Origin of the sequence: Thalassobacillus hwangdonensis (assembly GCF_042675915.1) — a bacterium.
In the GTDB taxonomy this organism is placed as follows: Bacteria; Bacillota; Bacilli; order Bacillales; family Halobacillaceae; genus Thalassobacillus_A; species Thalassobacillus_A hwangdonensis.
The window spans coordinates 1027110-1045277 of record NZ_JBHTKL010000001.1 but is presented as its reverse complement, the minus strand read 5'-3'; the positions used below and the strand labels follow the sequence as shown (position 1 = coordinate 1045277).

At 44.3% G+C, this 18168-nt stretch carries 17 protein-coding genes; 13 read left to right on the top strand and 4 right to left on the bottom strand.

The annotated features are described in order from the left end of the window. The first annotated feature begins 97 nt into the window (after nucleotides 1-97). Complete coding sequence (locus ACFQ2J_RS05565; protein ID WP_386057342.1) at nucleotides 98-394, top strand: hypothetical protein; 297 nt, start codon at nucleotides 98-100, stop codon at nucleotides 392-394. 8 nt (nucleotides 395-402) lie between these two features. Here the strand turns inward: ACFQ2J_RS05565 and ACFQ2J_RS05560 are convergent, their stop codons facing one another. Continuing rightward, nucleotides 403-591, bottom strand: coding sequence for a helix-turn-helix domain-containing protein (locus ACFQ2J_RS05560; RefSeq protein WP_386057340.1), 189 nt, complete (start codon nucleotides 589-591; stop codon nucleotides 403-405). A 254-nt stretch (nucleotides 592-845) separates the two neighbouring features. Here ACFQ2J_RS05560 and ACFQ2J_RS05555 point away from each other — a divergent pair, with 254 nt between their 5' ends. The 4 genes from ACFQ2J_RS05555 to ACFQ2J_RS05540 all read left to right on the top strand — a co-directional run bounded on the left by ACFQ2J_RS05555 (nucleotide 846) and on the right by ACFQ2J_RS05540 (nucleotide 4682). Next, a complete protein-coding gene (locus ACFQ2J_RS05555; RefSeq protein ID WP_386057338.1) occupies nucleotides 846-2021 on the top strand; it encodes an FtsK/SpoIIIE domain-containing protein in 1176 nt (391 codons plus the stop codon). After that, complete coding sequence (locus ACFQ2J_RS05550; protein WP_386057336.1) at nucleotides 1951-2571, top strand: replication-relaxation family protein; 621 nt, start codon at nucleotides 1951-1953, stop codon at nucleotides 2569-2571. Before ACFQ2J_RS05555 ends, ACFQ2J_RS05550 begins: the two co-directional genes overlap by 71 nt. 344 nt (nucleotides 2572-2915) lie before the next feature. Next, complete coding sequence (locus tag ACFQ2J_RS05545; protein ID WP_386057334.1) at nucleotides 2916-3191, top strand: hypothetical protein; 276 nt, start codon at nucleotides 2916-2918, stop codon at nucleotides 3189-3191. 141 nt (nucleotides 3192-3332) lie between these two features. Then, the gene (locus ACFQ2J_RS05540; protein WP_386057332.1) at nucleotides 3333-4682 is read left to right on the top strand and encodes an aspartate kinase; all 1350 of its coding nucleotides are present in this window, start codon (nucleotides 3333-3335) and stop codon (nucleotides 4680-4682) included. Between the two features lie 163 nt (nucleotides 4683-4845). Here ACFQ2J_RS05540 and ACFQ2J_RS05535 read toward each other — a convergent pair whose 3' ends face one another. The 3 genes from ACFQ2J_RS05535 to ACFQ2J_RS05525 form a co-directional block, all read right to left on the bottom strand. Beyond that, on the bottom strand, nucleotides 4846-5616 hold the full coding sequence (locus ACFQ2J_RS05535) for a 3'-5' exonuclease (RefSeq protein WP_386057330.1): 771 nt from the start codon (nucleotides 5614-5616) through the stop codon (nucleotides 4846-4848). Next, nucleotides 5616-7526 (bottom strand): DUF294 nucleotidyltransferase-like domain-containing protein, encoded by a 1911-nt coding sequence (locus tag ACFQ2J_RS05530; protein ID WP_386057328.1) that lies wholly within the window; start codon nucleotides 7524-7526, stop codon nucleotides 5616-5618. Before ACFQ2J_RS05530 ends, ACFQ2J_RS05535 begins: the two co-directional genes overlap by 1 nt. Nucleotides 7527-7680: 154 nt before the next feature. Beyond that, nucleotides 7681-7899, bottom strand: coding sequence for a DUF2627 family protein (locus ACFQ2J_RS05525; RefSeq protein ID WP_386057326.1), 219 nt, complete (start codon nucleotides 7897-7899; stop codon nucleotides 7681-7683). A 134-nt stretch (nucleotides 7900-8033) separates the two neighbouring features. Here ACFQ2J_RS05525 and ACFQ2J_RS05520 point away from each other — a divergent pair, with 134 nt between their 5' ends. From ACFQ2J_RS05520 to ACFQ2J_RS05485, 8 genes are all read left to right on the top strand, one after another. Then, on the top strand, nucleotides 8034-10115 hold the full coding sequence (locus tag ACFQ2J_RS05520; RefSeq protein ID WP_386057324.1) for a sigma 54-interacting transcriptional regulator: 2082 nt from the start codon (nucleotides 8034-8036) through the stop codon (nucleotides 10113-10115). Nucleotides 10116-10191: 76 nt separating this feature from the next. Next, complete coding sequence (yqiS, locus tag ACFQ2J_RS05515; RefSeq protein ID WP_386057322.1) at nucleotides 10192-11094, top strand: phosphate butyryltransferase; 903 nt, start codon at nucleotides 10192-10194, stop codon at nucleotides 11092-11094. 16 nt (nucleotides 11095-11110) lie between these two features. Further along, nucleotides 11111-12205, top strand: a complete 1095-nt coding sequence (gene bcd, locus ACFQ2J_RS05510; RefSeq protein WP_386057321.1) for a branched-chain amino acid dehydrogenase — start codon at nucleotides 11111-11113, stop codon at nucleotides 12203-12205. Between the two features lie 28 nt (nucleotides 12206-12233). Next, nucleotides 12234-13322, top strand: coding sequence for a butyrate kinase (buk, locus tag ACFQ2J_RS05505; RefSeq protein ID WP_386057319.1), 1089 nt, complete (start codon nucleotides 12234-12236; stop codon nucleotides 13320-13322). Nucleotides 13323-13337: 15 nt separating this feature from the next. Then, nucleotides 13338-14759, top strand: coding sequence for a dihydrolipoyl dehydrogenase (gene lpdA / locus ACFQ2J_RS05500; protein WP_386057317.1), 1422 nt, complete (start codon nucleotides 13338-13340; stop codon nucleotides 14757-14759). 21 nt (nucleotides 14760-14780) lie between these two features. Continuing rightward, entirely contained in the window at nucleotides 14781-15773 is a 993-nt protein-coding gene (locus tag ACFQ2J_RS05495; protein ID WP_386057315.1) for a thiamine pyrophosphate-dependent dehydrogenase E1 component subunit alpha, read from the top strand. Between the two features lie 15 nt (nucleotides 15774-15788). Continuing rightward, on the top strand, nucleotides 15789-16772 hold the full coding sequence (locus tag ACFQ2J_RS05490; protein WP_386057313.1) for an alpha-ketoacid dehydrogenase subunit beta: 984 nt from the start codon (nucleotides 15789-15791) through the stop codon (nucleotides 16770-16772). Nucleotides 16773-16790: 18 nt separating this feature from the next. Then, a complete protein-coding gene (locus tag ACFQ2J_RS05485) occupies nucleotides 16791-18098 on the top strand; it encodes a dihydrolipoamide acetyltransferase family protein (protein ID WP_386057312.1) in 1308 nt (435 codons plus the stop codon). The last annotated feature ends 70 nt before the right edge of the window (nucleotides 18099-18168 follow it).

The window sequence follows — 18168 nt, the reverse complement described above, 5'->3', positions numbered from 1 at the left end:
TGCTTTTAACATTTTTATGAACAATTCTAAGAAACCATCCCTTCAGATGTTTTAAGGAGTATAATTAATTGCAGGATTACAGAAAGAAGGCGGGCAGATGATAAGTCAACCATATGAGATTAGGGAATTATTAAATGAATTTGCTGGTAGTGGGCGTTTTACAATCGATATAAGCAATCCGGAAGGTTTCGACCGACGTGTAGTCGAGGATAAAGAAACCGGAGTTATCCATTGTGTACTCCAATCCGATATTCCATTAGTCGAAGATGACGCACTTCGTTCTTTTTTGTTCCGGCAGCTCCGTTTTATTCATTCGGGGATGTACGATATAAAATCATTACATATGTTTGAAGAGATGATGGCTAATGAAGAAGATGAGGACATCGCCCCTTAAAGGGGCTTTTATTTTTTCCAAATTTCTTCAACTGTAACGCCTAACAACTCTCCTAACTCCAGCGCCTTATTAACTGGAGGGTATGTTTCCCCTTTTATCCAATTCGAAAGAGTATTCTTATTTACGCTTAGCTTCTCCGCGATCATCTTCTTCTTTAATCCACTTTCGTCTATGTACTTACCTAAGTGACATTCCATTTTGTCCACCCCAAAGCACAATTTAATTATAAGAAAATCACAATAAATTCATAAGGACATGCAAATTAGTCTGTTAGCCTACATAGAATTTACCAATCAAGTAATAATTCAATTTTATCTACGCTTTATCCTGCATTTCAAATTTCTTTTAATGAATTGATAGTTGAATATTCCAAACATAGTCATAGCACAGGAAAAGGCTAGTATATTATTTGATTATTTCATCGTCATAAATAAAGAAAGGAGCGACGAAAATGTGGGAAATAGGGGCGGTGACGTTGGCGGGAATGGCGACCGTTTGGTTCGCTGGTAATCCGGATAGTGACAAAAGGAAAATAAAGAAGGTTTTTGCCAACGTGAGATACGGAGTTAAGGACTACCAACCGAAGCTGTTACGGACAATTAGGAAAACGACTTTCGCGGAGTATGTCTATAACGTACCTTACGGATTAATCGATGATCCAAAGCTCGAGCCGATTCTGACTAAAACCCTCGACAAGCCTGTACATGTTTACTTCGACGGAAAGCTGCATGTGCGCGTTTATACTAGTACCCTTCCGACTTCGGTACCGTACGCGACGATTCCGAAGCTTGCGGAAAGTTGGGCGGCACCGATCGGAATTACCGGCGAGGGTTACGTCTATCACGACTTCGATAAGCGACCGCATATGTCCATCGCAGGAATGACGCGGTACGGGAAGTCGGTCATGCTGAAAACGATAATGACGTCGCTAATCGAGAAGAATCCGGAGGACGTCCGTATTTATATTATCGATATGAAAGGCGGTCTGGAGTTCGGCGAATATGAAGCGCTAAAGCAAGTCGTTCGAGTGGCGTCTAACACCGAAGAGGCTAAAGAATGCCTGGACGAAGTAGCGGCTGAACTCCGGAAAGATATGATCGACTTCCGACGAAAAGGTTATAACAACGTAATTAATTCTCCGATTAAGAAGCGGACGTTCGTACTTGTAGACGAGGGGGCGCAACTGGCTCCGGAAACTCATCATAATAAGAAAGAAAAACGGAAGCTTGCGTCGTGCCATAGTGCACTATCGGAAATAACTCGGATAGGTGGGGCGTTAGGGTACCGGTTAATCTTTGGTACGCAATATCCGACCGCTGATACTTTGCCGCGTCAAGTTAAGCAGAACTGCGACGGTGCCATATCTTTTCGGTTGCCTACGGATACTGCTTCGCAAGTGGCGATCGACCAAAATGGCGCGGAGAAACTAGCGGTGCCAGGAAGAGCGTTGTACCGGACGGATAAAGTAGTCGAGTTGCAGGCGCCTTTAATCGACGATGCTGAAATGTGGAACCGCCTAAAGCGTTATAAGGTAAATAAACGGGAGGTAATTCGGAATGGCGACAACGTTAACCAAGCAAGAAAAACGGATACTCCGAGAAGAGGCGATTATATCGAAATTGGATAAGTTAGGATTCGCTAACAGGCGTCAGCTGCAGGTACTCGAAGACCTGGGCGGAGATAGAAACGCTCACCGAATCCTTTCCGAAATGGAATCCGATCGGCTCCTCCTCAGTTACCGGAAAGAGTATAAGGTGTATTACGTATCTACTCGAGGTAAGGAGCGGATAGGGTCCACGAAAGCAACGCCTAGCCGGACGCTAATGGACCATACGCTAATGAGGACGGACTTGTATATCGAATTAGGGCAACCGGCGGACTGGCGGACAGAGGTGCCGGTTAACTTCGGATATGACGATAAGCAATACAACCTCGTGCCTGACGCGATGTATATGCAGAATGGCGTCTACACCTTCGTCGAAATTGATAACACGCAGACAATGCGGACGAACAAGGATAAAATCGGAGTATATGCGAAACTGACGAAGGCTATCTGGCAGCAGTACGGCCATTATCCGCGGGTAGTTTTTTATACCGTCAGTCCTACTCGGAAAGAGAAGTTAGAGCGCGAATTGGAACGGAAAGGCGTTAAGTCGGAGGTGTTCGTCAAAATATGACGAAATACTTTGATAAAATCGGTTGCATTGCTATGCAAAGCGCTATACAATTATACCAACTAATAATTACGGACATACCGACAAATTACGCTAGTATAAACCTATAAACATAACGTTAAACTTACGGAAACCAACCGACAGGCTTACCGGGGCAACGACGAACTCCGAATTCATTGCGATGGTAGCGGATCGTCTTCGCTTGGAGCATAAGGCAGGCTAAGCACAAGAACGCCACTAATGCCTTTCATACGGAGTAAAAAGGCATCCTTTTAGAGATGCCTTTTTTTACTCTCTGGGGCTGTATTTTACCAAGAAATTATTCATTGGTGTAAAGGAGGAAACTCATGGATCTGGATGCATTAATCGAAGAAGCCGAAGCTCTTAAAGAACAAGCGGCAATGGACAATTGGGGTGTAGGTAAAGTGCTGAAAGGGGAAGAACTGGAAACCTGGACATCCAAGGCTGTCATTTATCTTCATCGATATGGGGAGAATGATTTCCTTTATGAAAAGGTGAAGGAAAATGCACGAGATCTGACTCAGAATGGGTACGATAAGTTTTTGGCGATACTCGGCGTACTTAAAGCTCAGAAGGCCAGTGAAAGTCAATACACGCTTTGATAAATTCCATCCGGAGAGGTGGAATTTTTTTATGTAGTTTTTCCGAGCCTAAGTAATTAATTTCTTTCTGTTGGTAGACAAAATGTGATAAAATTTAAAAATATTGCACACTTTAGTCTGCTAACAGGGAGATGTATATAGATGAAAGTAGTAAAGTTCGGAGGCAGTTCAGTCGCAAGTGCATCGCAGATGAAGAAAGTAGCGAGCATCATCCATTCGGATGCTGAAAGAAAAGTAATCGTAGTCTCAGCTCCAGGAAAAAGAGACGCGAATGATATTAAAACAACGGATCTGCTGATTGATTTAGCTGAGAAGGTAATTGATGGATCCGATTACAACCAGGCGTTAAGCAGAGTAGTACAACGATTTGAAGATATAGTTGTAGGTCTGGAGATGGACAATGATGTCCTCGAACAACTGAAGGAGAATATCATCAATGTGATCGAGTCCCATCAGATTGATGCATGGACAATGGATGCATTAAAAGCATGTGGAGAAGATGGTACAGCTTTGATTCTTGCCGAATACTTGAAACAATCAGGATCAGAAGCTGCCTATGTAAACCCAAAAGAAGCGGGAATTGTAGTTAGTGATGAACCTGGTAAGGCACAAGTACTTCCGGAGAGTATGGAACGTTTGTATCAGCTAAGAAACCGCAATGAAATTCTTGTGATCCCCGGCTTCTTTGGATTCAGCGAAGAAGGAAGGCTCGTAACCTTTTCCAGAGGCGGTTCGGACATCACAGGTTCGATTGTAGCTGCTGGTGTAGAAGCAGAGCTTTATGAGAATTTCACTGATGTGGATTCTGTTTATTGCGTGAATCCGACAATCGTCAATCAACCGAAAAATATCAATGTACTCACTTACAAGGAGATGCGTGAATTATCTTATGCCGGATTTTCTGTATTCCATGATGAAGCGCTGATACCTGCCTTTAAAAAACGCATCCCGGTTTGCATAAAAAACACCAATAATCCGGATGCTCCTGGAACGATGATTGTTGCGGAAAGACCTGACCAGCAGGGAGAAGTCGTTGGAATTGCAAGTGACGACGGGTTTCTCACATTGTTTGTAAGTAAATATTTGATGAACAGAGAGCTTGGATTTGGACGTAGACTTCTTCAGATACTAGAAGATGAACATATATCATTCGAGCATGCGCCATCGGGAATCGACGATATGTCAGTCATTATTAGAGAAAGCCAAATGAATGAGCATAAGGAACGAAAAGTGGTAGCACGCATCGAAAATGAGCTGGAAGTTGACATGGTGTCGATTGAAAGGAATATGGCGATGATCATGCTTGTCGGCGAAGGGATGAACCGTACGATCGGCATATCAGGTAAGGCTACCAAGGCCTTCAATGATGTAGACGTCAATATTGAAATGATCAACCAAGGTTCTTCTGAAGTATCGATGATGTTCGGAATCAAGGCAGGTGGGCTGGATCGTGCAGTCCAATCGTTATACAAGGCCTTTTTTGCAATTTAAGAAAGCTTTATTAAAGGGATTAGAAAATACTAAGACTTTCGCCATAATTACCTGGCGATAAGCCGAGTTTTTCTAACATATTAAATAAACCACGCCGCAGATTAACTTACTTTGCGGCGTGGTTTTTTACTTTTACTAGTGGGGCTCATACAGTTCATGCGCTTCACTGACCATATAAATTTGTCATATCCAAGGACGGATCGGGGTCTGGAATTCTATTCAGTCGTCGGTTCAATTGTTCATAATTCTTGATTCCTGTCTCTTGGGTAAGTCTCAGTAGATTTTCAAACAGTTCTGCCGTCATGATTGCATCATTCAATGCATGGTGACGTTCGAGCTTTTTAATTTTGAAATGCCTTAGCAAGGGATCCAACTGATGCTTTTTATCGGGCAGCAGCCACTGGGCCATCAGTTGGGAATCGATGACAGGTGGATCATAGACCGGAAGCTTCCAGCGCTTCAGCATCGTTTTTACGAATCGCATATCAAATTTTGCCGGGTGGGCGACAAGAATGGAATCTTTGCTGAATTCGTAAAATTGCTGGAATCCATGAATGAACGAACTGGCATTGTCAATGTCTGATCTTGTCAGGCCGGTCAGCCTCAAAGTCTCTTTGCCGACTGGACGAATCGGACGAATGATCTGATGTAAGCGTTTGACACGGCAATGCTGAAATCCGCTGATTCTGATTGCGCCGATCGAGATGATTTCATGGCCGATTTCTGGGATGAACCCGGTCGTTTCCAGATCGAATATCGTAAAAGGCGTTTCAGTCAAGGGCTTTTTCAGCAAGTCCGGATTAGTCTCATACTGCTCTAATGTCTCAGTGAGCTGATGATAACTGTCCCATTTCAGAAAAGGTTTGATTTTGTAATGGTAAATCGGTTTCTCAAAAAAGATATACTTTAATATCTGTAAATCGATTGGAAGCATTAAACCACCCGATTCCTGTTATAACTTAATTCAAGTACCTGCTGCAGTCGCTTGGCGATGATCAAGGCATCGCGAAGTACTCGTTTCTCATCTTTTTTAAGGCGTGGTAACGTCAGATCATTGGACAAAGGTTCGCCTTCATCAAGTTGCCTGAGGTTTTCCTGCAGACGGAAAGTAAGCAGACGGTGTAGTGCGAGCTTTGCATTTTCTGCATCTCTTGGGTGAAAACGTTCGAGTTCTTTAAGGCGACGTAGTCTTTTAATCGTATTGATATCATCCACACCATATTTGATTGAATAGATTCTGATCGCGTTGACGATTTGCATGATGGCGGATTTTTTCAAATTCAATGAACGCTTTTTCCCTACTCCTGTGATCCGTCCGAATGGTTGAATCGGGACCCGGAAACGCAGTGTGTCTTTCATCAGCAGTTGATGAAGGTTAAGGCTGCGCTGGATTCTTTTTACCACGGACTCTCGAAGCTCATAGGCGAGTGAATAATCTCCGAAAATCGGTCTGAAATCAATGAAGATTGTAAAGTCGCGAATTTCCTCTGCATCCATTTTTGCCACCCATGTCTTGATGCTCTCACTCCAAGCCTGAGCAGACTTGCGCCATTTATCTTCTTTAGCCATGATTCCACCAGTGCATAGTGGAAAGCCGCAATCAGCAAGCATTGTATTGATTTTTTCACTCAATCGTTTGAAATAATCCTCAATTTTCGATGCTGACGGAAGGTCTTCGTAATCGGATAGGATCAATCCATTATCCTGATCCGTGCTGAACGCTTGCTCTTTTCTTCCAAGGCTTCCCATTACAATGAAGCAGTAGTTAATCGGTGGCGCACCGCGTCCCTCCTTGATCATTTCCTCTTCAGCAATTTGAATGACCTGCTTATGAATACGGTCATTATAATTCGAAATCAGCTCCGTCACGTCAAATGCGTACATATTATCTTCAACTAACGAAGCGACGAATTGCTGGAACCGTTTATTGTAAATCGGTGAAAGGGACTTCAATTCTTCAACACTTGTCGCATTCGATATTTTGTATGTCAAATCGAAGTACACAGAATTCTTGATCGTAAAGAATGAAGACTGTCTCAGTACACCTGCGATTGTCTCGCGGTGCAGTACGGGAATCAATTCGGTCGGATGGTGCTTCAAGTAACTCAATGCATCATAAATGAAATCCTGATCAGCGATAGCGAATGATTCTTCTTCCATATAATCTTTGACTGGGCTTTTATGATCGTTTTCAAAATACGCACGCAAAATATCGGAATAACCGATCATCCCAAGCATGATTTCCTGATCATTACTTACTATCAAAGCTTCCACCTTTTCCTGCTGGAGGATTCGAGCTGCTTTTTCAATCGACTCCTCCGGATTAATGAAGGTAGGTGGTTCCATATAGGCGTCCGCGCGCTTTTTGAAAAGCTCTTTATCGTCATCGTCTTCTGACGTTGAACTTTTGTATTTTATTTCATTATATAGCGACTTCATCAGGTTGCTGATTCCATCGACCACCACTTTGGAGAAGTTCGTGTTGTCTGACATGATACTGAAGAATTTTTCTTTATCGAAGCACAATGTTTTTGTCGCTTCCAGTGCCTGCACGGAAAATTTCATTTCTCCACTCGTCAAGTACATCATTACTCCGACGAGATCTCCTGGATAGTAGAAACGGATCGAAATCTGCTGGCCGTTCGAACGGTGCATGATGTTCTTTGCAAGTCCGTTCATCAAGAACTGGATGTCGATCGAATCGTCATCCTGATCCTCATGGATGATGAATTCATTCTTGCTATAATGACGAACTTCAGCATCTTGGAATAATGCCTCCAGTTCTTCTTCAGTCAATAAGTTGAAAGGGTATTGTGTTTTGAACATAGTCATGTATTTTTCCATATAAAGACTCCAATCTTTGGATCGGCGATCGATCATAATACGTGGTCTAAGTATAACAGACAGAGGCAGTGTGATTCATGTCGTAACAATGGTGTGTTTCATCATTCCAAAAGAAAAAGCCACTTCTCTAAGAGTGAAGTGACCGTTGATCGGATCATTTTTTTGTAAGGTTGCGTTTGCGATCACGATGGACGATAAATCCACCAATAAATGCCAATCCTCCAATGATGAAAAGGATTCCAGCTACAAATTGAATTCCGATATGAAAGAAAACTGGATGGAAAATGCCGAATAAAGTATCCCTGATCAGCTTGATTCCCAAAACAGCAATCACACCAGGGATAAGCAGAATCAGTAGTGCAATCAAGCGCATTGTTTAAAGCTCCTTTAATTGAAGTCTTTTACAGTATAGCAAAACAGAACATAACTTGAAATAGATTCAGGGTTGCTAAAACATGCAGGATTGGATATGATAAAAGTACGCAAATTATTGCAGGATGTGATCACTTGAAACGAGTGTTGATCGTTGGTGCCGGAAAAGGCGGCACAGCACTACTTAAATTATTGAAAGCTACGAACCGGATGGAAATTGTAGCGATTGTTGATATTGACAAAGATGCACCAGGCTTGAAGTGGGCGGAGACGTTCCGAATTCCAGTCGGTGTACACTGGCGCGATTACATACATCAGGATATCGATATTGTCATCGAAGCGACAGGTGATGAAGCGACACTGGAGCAGATCATTGCTGAACGGAAAAGGACAACCGTAGTGATCCCGGGTTCAGTAGCCAACATCACATCTGAGCTGTTGGAAGAAAAGGAAGCACTTTTGAAAGAGCTTACAGGACAAGCGGAAAATCAGGAAATGATCCTGAGCAGCATTCATGATGGAATGATCGTCATCGATGAACAAGGAAGAATCACTTTTTTAAATGAAAGCGCTATACGCATATTGGGGATAGAATGGTCGAGTGCGATCGATCAGGATGTGAATGACATCATCAAATCTTCAAAACTTCCCGACACTTTGCAGACAAGACGCAAAGAAGTGAATCAGGAACTGGTTTTGGAAAATGGGAAAAAGGTGATTACGACCAGAATTCCCATGATTGACTCCAGCGGGCAGCTGATGGGCGCATTTGCAGTCTTCAAAGATATTACTGAAGTCGTCAATCTCGCAGAGGAAAACACGGATTTGAAAGAAGTAAAAACAATGCTTGAAGCGATCATCCAGTCTTCGGATGAAGCAATTTCCGTAGTGGATGAAAAGGGAAATGGTCTGATGATCAACCCCGCTTATACGAGAATTACCGGACTCACTGAAAAGGATGTCATAGGAAAGCCTGCAACTGTCGACATTTATGAAGGTGAAAGTATGCATATGAAAGTGCTTCAGACACGCCGTCCAGTCAGAAGAGTAAGGATGAAGGTTGGACCAGCGAAAAAAGACGTACTTGTCAATGTAGCACCTGTGATTGTTGATGGGAAATTAAAAGGAAGTGTCGGGGTTCTGCATGATGTTTCTGAAATTCAATCGCTGACAAGTGAATTGAAGCGAGCTCGTCAAATCATCAGAAACCTGGAAGCTAAATACACGTTTGACGATATCATAGGAGACTCACCTGAGATGACGCTCGCGCTCGAACAGGCGAAGGTAGGAGCCAAAACACCAGCTACCGTCATTTTACGAGGAGAGTCTGGGACAGGAAAAGAACTTTTTGCGCATGCTATCCATAATGAAAGTAAAAGGCGGCACAATAAATTCATCCGAGTCAATTGCGCAGCAACTACAGAAGAGGCCCTTGAGTGTGACTTGTTTGGTTATGAAGAAGGTGCTTTTTCCGGTGCGAAGCGTGGTGGCCGAAAGGGTCTTCTCGAAGAAGCGCATAATGGCAGTATATTTCTGGATGAAATCAGCGAATTGAGTCTGCGCTTGCAAGCGAAATTATTAAGGGTGCTGCAGGAAAATGAAATTGTGCGCGTTGGCGGTACGAAACCAATTACAGTCGATGTAAGAGTGATTGCTTCAACTCATGTCAATCTTGAGAAAGCAATCATGAACAAGGCATTCCGTGAAGATTTATATTACCGCTTGAACCGATTGCCTATATACATCCCTTCTCTGCGGGAGCGGAAGGATGATATACCTGTCCTCATCGATCATCTGATTGCGAAGCTGAATGAGGATTACGGCAGGAATGTGACTACAATCGATGAGAAAGCGACGGAAAAGCTTCTTGCATACGAATGGCCAGGGAACATCAGGGAGCTCGAAAACATCATGGGTCGAGCGATGATCTATATGGAGACCAATGAAGGTGTTATTCTAATGGAACACATTCCGCCACTCTCAAACGAAACTACCCCTTCACAGCTTGCAACTGGGCATACGCCCCAAGTGTGGCTCGGCGAACCATTACAGGTTGCACTGGACAGTTACGAGAAAAAACTCCTGGCTGATGCTTTCCAGGCGAATGATTACAATAAGACGCAGACAGCGAAGGCGTTGGGGATCTCAGTAAGAAACCTCTATTACAAGCTGGAGAAGTATGGACTTGATAAGAACAGCCTGCAAGATTTTTCATAGTGGAAGAATCTTGCATTTTCAAAACTGGTTTGTAAAGGCTTACACATATGAACATCAGGAAAATGAGGTGAAATAAATGAAATCATTACAAGAATTAGTTGCAAAAGTGGAACAGAATGAATCGAAAGTGGTTGCCATTGCACAGGCTGCCGACCTTGAAGTGATGAAAGCAGTGAAAGAGGCGATTGAGCGTAACCTTTGTCATTTTTTATTGGTGGGAAATCGAAAGGAAATGACGGAAGTTGCTTTTGAAGCAGAATTGAATCTGGATCATCCTTCGATTGAACTTTTATCAGTGCCAAAAGAACAAGTAGCACTTGAAGCGGTCAAAGCCGTAAAGAGTGGGGTAGCGCATGTTGTGATGAAAGGGAACATTGCTACGAAAGATCTGCTGAAGGCAGTACTGCACAAAGAGTTTGGATTGCGTACAGGTAATGTACTTTCGCATGTAGCATTATTTGAAATACCAGCACAGGAAAAGCTGTTATTTCTGACAGATGCAGCAATGAATATTACACCTGGAATCGAAGAAAAAGTCCAAATCGTCCAAAATGCCGTCAAAGTTGCACGTGGACTCGGGATTGAGGTTCCGAAAGTTGCGCCGCTTGCAGCGGTGGAAGTAGTCAACCCTGCAATGTCCGCAAGTACGGATGCTGCTCTGTTGACCCAGATGAACCGGCGCGGGCAGATCCGTGACTGTATCATCGATGGACCATTGGCATTCGACAATGCGGTCAGCAAAGAAGCTGCAGAGCATAAAGGAATCGACTCACCTGTTGCGGGTGAAGCGGATATCCTTGTCGTTCCAGCAATAGAAGTTGCCAATGCGCTGTACAAATCATTCATGTATTTTGCAGGTGCAAAAGTAGCAGGAGTGATAAGTGGTGCAGCTTCTCCAATCGTTTTAACCTCTCGGTCGGATTCGGCAGAGAGTAAAATATATTCACTAGCTTTAGCATTATTTACATCTGAAAAATAATTAGGAGGAATTCGATATGCAAATTTTCACTTATATGGAGAAATACGATTACGAACAGTTGGTATTCTGTCAGGACGAACAGTCCGGCTTGAAAGCGATCATAGCAATCCATGATACAACACTTGGGCCGGCTCTCGGTGGAACGCGTATGTGGACATATGATTCTGAAGAAGCGGCAATCGAGGATGCGCTTCGATTAGCAAAGGGTATGACTTACAAGAATGCTGCAGCAGGATTGAACTTAGGTGGAGGTAAGACAGTCATCATCGGTGATCCGAAAAAAGATAAGAACGAAGCGATGTTCCGTGCATTCGGTCGTTATATCCAAGGGTTGAACGGTCGTTACATCACTGCTGAAGATGTAGGAACGACGGTTCAGGATATGGATACGATCCACCTTGAAACGGATTATGTAACAGGAATCTCTCCTGCATTCGGTTCATCTGGTAACCCATCTCCAGTAACTGCTTACGGTGTGTACCGAGGAATGAAAGCTGCTGCTAAAGAAGGCTTCGGAACAGATTCTCTAGAAGGGAAAACGGTTGCAGTCCAAGGAGTAGGGAATGTTGCTTACAATCTTTGCCGTCATTTGCACGAAGAAGGTGCGAACTTGATCGTTACAGATATCAATAAAGAAGCAGTAAACCGTGCTGTCGAAGAATTCGGTGCCAAAGCTGTCGATACAGAAGAAATCTACAGCGTTGATTGTGATATTTACGCACCATGTGCGCTTGGAGCTACCATCAATGACGAAACGATCCCTCAACTGAAAGCGAAAGTGATTGCAGGCGCAGCAAACAACCAGTTGAAGTCGACAAAACACGGAGATATCCTTCATGAGAAAGGAATTGTCTACACTCCGGATTATGTGATCAATGCTGGCGGGGTCATCAACGTTGCCGATGAGTTGAACGGGTACAATAAAGAACGTGCAATGAAGCGAGTAGAGACGATTTATGACAATGTTGCTAAAGTATTCGATATTTCCAAGCGTGACAATATCCCAACTTATTTAGCAGCAGACCGCATGGCTGAAGAACGCATTGAAATCATGCGTAAATCACGCAGTCAATTCCTGCAGAATGGAAACCATACGCTTAGCAGAAGATAAATGAAATGTCTGAACGGAGGTCAAAGAAGTGCTACAGACACAACGAATATTAGTCATCAACCCTGGATCCACATCAACGAAAATTGGCGTCTTTGACGATGAACAATGTATTTTCGAAAAAAGCATCCGTCACTCAGTTGAAGAAGTTTCCGGCTATAAACGAGTGATCGACCAATATGATTTCAGGAAACAAGTGATTCTTGATGAATTGGACAAAGAAGGCATCAACATTAGTAAACTCGATGCGGTCTGTGGGCGAGGAGGACTTCTTCGTCCGATAGAAGGTGGCACCTATGAGGTCAATGATGCCATGCTGCATGATTTGAAAATCGGTTACAACGGCGAACATGCTTCGAACCTGGGAGGAATCATCGCCAACGAAATTGCAAAAGGACTGAACATCTCCGCTTACATCGTCGACCCAGTTGTCGTAGATGAATTGGATGAGGTGTCGCGCGTTTCCGGTGTTCCTGAGATTCCTCGAAAGAGCATTTTTCATGCATTGAACCAGAAGGCAGTTGCCAGGCGTGCAGCTAAAGACCTTGGCAAAGCCTATGGCGAATCCAGACTGATCATCACTCATATGGGTGGGGGAATCACTGTTGGTGCCCATAAGCATGGACGAGTCATCGATGTTAATAATGGGCTTCATGGTGATGGTCCTTTCTCTCCTGAGAGAGCAGGTACTGTCCCTGCAGGTGACCTCGTTTCCTTGTGTTACTCAGGTGAATATTACCGGGAAGAAATCATGAAGAAGCTGGTCGGACAAGGTGGTCTGATGGCGTACCTTGATACGAATGATGCCAGGGAAGTAGAACAGATGATTGAACATGGCGATCGCAAAGCTGAGCTTGTATATGATGCGATGGCTTATCAGATAGCAAAAGAAATCGGCTCCATGAGTACGGTGCTTCAAGGGGAAGTGGATGCAGTCGTCCTGACTGGAGGACTTGCCTACGGAAAAGGCTTCGTAGAAATGATCTCCGAGCGCGTCAAATGGATTGCAGATATTCTCGTCTATCCTGGTGAAAATGAATTGGAAGCGCTCAACGAAGGTACATTGAGAGTGCTTCGTAAAGAAGAAGTACCTAAGCAATATCCTAATTTTGCAGAGTAGAAAGGAGATCACACCATGGCTCAAGAATATGATCTGGTCGTCCTTGGTGGAGGAACTGGCGGCTACGTTGCTGCAATCCGTGCGTCCCAGCTCGATTTGAAAGTGGCGATAGTCGAAAGTGGGAAGCTTGGAGGCACATGCCTTCATCGCGGATGTATTCCATCAAAGGCACTATTAAGAAGTGCGGAAGTTTTCAAACAGACAAAAGAAGCAGAACAATATGGCGTTACAGTAGAAAATCCTATCCTGAATTTCACAAAGGTCCAGGAACGAAAGCAGTCCATCGTAGACACCCTACATAAAGGTGTGGAAGGGTTGATGAAAAAGGGTAAGATCGATGTTTATGAAGGATTCGGCAGAATTTTGGGACCATCTATCTTTTCCCCGATGCCTGGAACCATTTCTGTTGAAATGAACAATGGCGAAGAGAATGAAATGCTGATTCCGAAAAACGTTCTTGTCGCAACAGGCTCCAAACCTAAATCACTTCCTGGACTTGAGATCGACAAAGAATTTGTCATGACTTCAGATGAAGCGTTGTCCATGGAAGAACTCCCTTCTTCGATCATCATTGTCGGTGGCGGAGTCATCGGGATCGAATGGGCATCGATGCTGGCAGATTTCGGAGTAGAAGTGACTGTGCTCGAGTACCTGCCGCACATTTTACCTACAGAGGATCAAGAAGTGTCGAAAGAAATGAAGAAGCAAATGAAGAAAAAAGGCGTTAACGTCGTTACTGATGCAAAAGTGATTGCTGAATCTCTGAATAAGGATTCTGGTGTTTCGATCCAGGCAGAAGTTAATGGGGAAACTCAAACCTATCAGGCGGATAAAATGCTTGTTTCTGTCGGACGTGCTGCAAATGTTACGAACATCGGTCTGGAAAACACGGACATCGTTGTTGAGAACGGTGTCATCAAGACGAATGAATTCTATCAGACGAAAGAGAGTCACATTTATGCAATCGGTGATGTAATCGGCGGCATGCAGCTTGCACATGTGGCATCACATGAAGGCATCATTGCTGTCGAACATATGGCTGACAAAAATCCTCATCCGATGAATACGGATGAAGTTCCAACCTGTATCTATTCCAGTCCTGAAGTTGCCAGTGTAGGAATGACAGAAGAGCAGGCGAAGGAACGCGGTTACGATGTAAAAACCGGTAAGTTCTCGTTCAAGGCGATAGGTAAAGCGATGGTCTTTGGTGAAACGGATGGTTTCGTAAAAATCATTGCAGACAAGAAATCCGATGATTTGCTTGGCGTTCATATGGTCGGGCCTCATGTCACGGATATGATTTCAGAAGCAGGCCTTGCAAAAGTGTTGGATGCAACCCCTTGGGAAATCGCACACAGCATTCACCCGCACCCGACATTGTCTGAGGCAATCGGCGAGGCTGCAATGGCTGTCGACGGAAAACAAATCCACGGGTAATTGAATGAAGGAGGGATTCAAATGGCTGAAAATCGCCATGAAAAACTAGGTCTATCAGATGATCAAGTGCTGGATATGTATCGTACGATGCTGCTTGCACGTAAAATCGATGAAAGAATGTGGCTGTTGAACCGTTCAGGTAAAATTCCATTTGTCATTTCATGTCAAGGACAGGAAGCGGCACAAGTTGGTGCTTCGTATGCATTGGACCGTGAAAAGGATTATGCACTTCCTTATTACCGTGACATGGGTGTCGTCCTTGCTTTCGGAATGACATCAAGAGAATTGATGCTTTCCGGCTTCGCAAAAGCTGAGGATCCGAACTCAGGAAGTCGTCAGATGCCTGGTCACTTCGGACAGAAGAAAAACCGCATCGTAACAGGATCCTCTCCAGTTACTACACAGGTACCTCACGCTGTCGGAGTTGCATTGGCAGGTAAAATGGAAAAGAAAGATTTCGTCTCCTTCGTTACACTAGGAGAAGGTTCTTCCAACCAGGGAGATTTCCATGAAGGGGCTAACTTTGCCGGGGTACATAAACTGCCGGTCATCTTCATGGTTGAAAACAATAAATACGCGATCTCTGTACCAGTGAGCAAGCAGCTTGCATGTGAAAAAGTATCCGACCGAGCGATCGGATATGGAATGCCTGGCTTCACAGTAGATGGAAATGATCCACTAGCCGTCTATGAAGCAGTCAAGGCTGCAGCAGACCGCGGCCGAAACGGTGAAGGTCCTACACTGATCGAGACGGTGTCCTATCGTTTGACTCCTCACTCCAGTGATGATGACGATCGTACGTACCGTGAAAAAGAAGAAGTGGACGAGGCACGTAAAAAGGATTCCATCATTACGTTTGGGAACTACTTACGTGAAATGAACATCCTGACTGAAGAAGTCGAGAAGAAGATGAATGACGAAATTACAAATGAAGTGAACGAAGCGACGGATTATGCGGAGAATGCACCATATGCGGAACCGGAATCTGCGCTTAACTACGTTTATAAAGAGTAAGGAGGGGGAGTAACTATGCCAGTAATGTCTTATATCAATGCAGTGACACTTGCATTGAAAGAAGAAATGCAAAGAGATGAAAAAGTATTTGTATTAGGTGAAGATGTTGGGAAGCGTGGAGGAGTTTTCCGTGCTACTGATGGCCTTTATGACGAATTCGGTGAAGATCGCGTCCTCGATACGCCACTTGCTGAATCTGCAATCGCGGGTGTAGGAATTGGAGCGGCAATGTACGGCATGCGTCCGGTAGCTGAAATGCAGTTTGCTGATTTCATCATGCCAGCTGTCAACCAGATCATTTCTGAGGCAGCAAAGATCCGATACCGTTCGAACAACGACTGGGATTGTCCGATCACAATCCGTGCTCCATATGGTGGCGGTGTGCATGGCGCATTGTATCATTCACAATCTGTGGAGGCGGTATTTGCCAACCAGCCAGGACTGAAAATCGTCATGCCTTCCACTCCTTACGATGTGAAAGGTTTGTTGAAAGCAGCAATCCGTGATGATGATCCTGTCTTGTTCTTTGAACATAAGCGTGCGTATCGTCTGATCAAAGGTGAGGTGCCTGAAGATGATTACACATTGCCGATCGGTAAAGCGGATGTGAAGCGTGAAGGCTCTGATATTACTGTAATTACTTACGGCTTATGTGTACACTTCGCACTTCAAGCTGCAGAAAAGCTTGCAGCAGAAGGTATTGATGCACATATTCTTGACTTGCGTACGGTATATCCACTTGATCAGGAAGCTATCATCGAGGCAGCTTCAAAAACAGGAAAAGTCCTGTTGGTCACCGAGGATAACAAAGAGGGCGGAATCATCAGTGAAGTTTCTGCTATCATCAGCGAAAACTGTCTATTCGATCTCGATGCACCGGTCAAACGTCTTGCAGGTCCGGATGTACCGGCAATGCCATACTCTCCGACTATGGAGAAGTATTTCATGATGAATCCGGACAAAGTAGAAAAAGCCATGAGAGAGCTTGCTGAATTTTAATCAAAAGGAGGAATCTCAATGGGCAAAGAAAAGATTACCATGCCCCAGCTCGGGGAGAGTGTAACTGAAGGTACGATCAGTTCATGGCTCGTCAAAGAAGGCGACCAAGTCAATAAATATGATCCGATTGCGGAAGTCATGACCGATAAAGTAAATGCGGAAGTTCCTTCTTCCTTTACTGGAGTCATTAAAGAAATCGTAGCGAAGGAAGACGAAACCCTCGCTGTCGGTGACCTTATGTGCTACATCGAAGTCGAAGGTGGAGGGACTGCGGAAGAAGCAGAAGTAGAAGAAAAAGCGGAAGCTTCAGAAGCGGCAGCTCCCGTCGAGACGAAGCAGCCAAGTGAACCAGTCAAGAAGGAAACGACACCGAAGGATAATTCTTCGAAAAAGCGTTATTCCCCAGCTGTCATGACGCTTGCTCAAGAGAATGATATTGACCTGAACCAAGTCGAAGGCTCTGGTAAAGGCGGAAGAATCACTCGTAAAGATGTGGAACGCATCATCGAAAGTGGTGAAATTCCACAGCCGAAGCAGGAGGAAGCTGCCCCGGCACCTGCTGAAGAAGCACCGAAAGCAGCAGAAGCACCGTCCAAGCCAGCACCTGTCCAGGTTACTAGCAGACCTGGAGATAAAGAGATCCCTGTTTCAGGTGTCCGTAAAGCGATTGCCCAGAACATGGTCAAATCGAAAACGGAAATCCCGCATGCGTGGATGATGGTGGAAGTGGACGTTACAGACTTGGTTGACTACCGTAATTCTTTGAAAAACAAGTTCAAGCAGGAAGAAGGCTATAGCCTTACATTCTTCGCTTTCTTTGTAAAAGCTGTAGCGCAGGCGCTTAAAGAATTCCCTGAAATCAACAGCACTTGGGCTGGAGACAAGATCATCCAGCGTAAAGCGATTAATTTGAACATTGCTGTAGCTAATGAAAACCAGTTGTTCGTGCCTGTCATTCGCGATGCAGACGACAAGAGCATCAAAGGAATTGCAAAAGACATCACAGACCTTGCGATGAAAGCACGCAGTGGCAAGTTGACATCCGCGGATATGGAAGGCGGTACGTTTACTGTCAATAACACAGGTTCATTCGGATCTGTCCAGTCGATGGGTGTCATCAATCATCCTCAGGCTGCCATCCTGCAGGTAGAATCAATTGTCAAAAAACCTGTCATCAAAGATGGTATGTTTGGTGCCCGTGACATGGTAAACCTATGTGTGTCTTTGGATCACCGTGTACTAGATGGACTAGTCGTAGGTAATTTCCTTGCACGTGTCAAAGAAATCCTTGAAAATGTGAACAAAGATAACACACCGATTTACTAAAAGCAGTTCCCCATCTGATGAAGGTGGGGAATTTTCTTTTGGACTGCATCATTTGATTGAAAGCCTGTGC

Coding starts and splice junctions, on each gene's coding strand:
- ACFQ2J_RS05565 (WP_386057342.1), top strand. CDS start 98: ATGATAAGTCAACCATATGAGATTAGGGAATTATTAAATGAATTTGCT.
- ACFQ2J_RS05560 (WP_386057340.1), bottom strand. CDS start 591: ATGGAATGTCACTTAGGTAAGTACATAGACGAAAGTGGATTAAAGAAG.
- ACFQ2J_RS05555 (WP_386057338.1), top strand. CDS start 846: ATGTGGGAAATAGGGGCGGTGACGTTGGCGGGAATGGCGACCGTTTGG.
- ACFQ2J_RS05550 (WP_386057336.1), top strand. CDS start 1,951: ATGGCGACAACGTTAACCAAGCAAGAAAAACGGATACTCCGAGAAGAG.
- ACFQ2J_RS05545 (WP_386057334.1), top strand. CDS start 2,916: ATGGATCTGGATGCATTAATCGAAGAAGCCGAAGCTCTTAAAGAACAA.
- ACFQ2J_RS05540 (WP_386057332.1), top strand. CDS start 3,333: ATGAAAGTAGTAAAGTTCGGAGGCAGTTCAGTCGCAAGTGCATCGCAG.
- ACFQ2J_RS05535 (WP_386057330.1), bottom strand. CDS start 5,616: ATGCTTCCAATCGATTTACAGATATTAAAGTATATCTTTTTTGAGAAA.
- ACFQ2J_RS05530 (WP_386057328.1), bottom strand. CDS start 7,526: ATGGAAAAATACATGACTATGTTCAAAACACAATACCCTTTCAACTTA.
- ACFQ2J_RS05525 (WP_386057326.1), bottom strand. CDS start 7,899: ATGCGCTTGATTGCACTACTGATTCTGCTTATCCCTGGTGTGATTGCT.
- yqiS (WP_386057322.1), top strand. CDS start 10,192: ATGAAATCATTACAAGAATTAGTTGCAAAAGTGGAACAGAATGAATCG.
- bcd (WP_386057321.1), top strand. CDS start 11,111: ATGCAAATTTTCACTTATATGGAGAAATACGATTACGAACAGTTGGTA.
- lpdA (WP_386057317.1), top strand. CDS start 13,338: ATGGCTCAAGAATATGATCTGGTCGTCCTTGGTGGAGGAACTGGCGGC.
- ACFQ2J_RS05495 (WP_386057315.1), top strand. CDS start 14,781: ATGGCTGAAAATCGCCATGAAAAACTAGGTCTATCAGATGATCAAGTG.
- ACFQ2J_RS05490 (WP_386057313.1), top strand. CDS start 15,789: ATGCCAGTAATGTCTTATATCAATGCAGTGACACTTGCATTGAAAGAA.
- ACFQ2J_RS05485 (WP_386057312.1), top strand. CDS start 16,791: ATGGGCAAAGAAAAGATTACCATGCCCCAGCTCGGGGAGAGTGTAACT.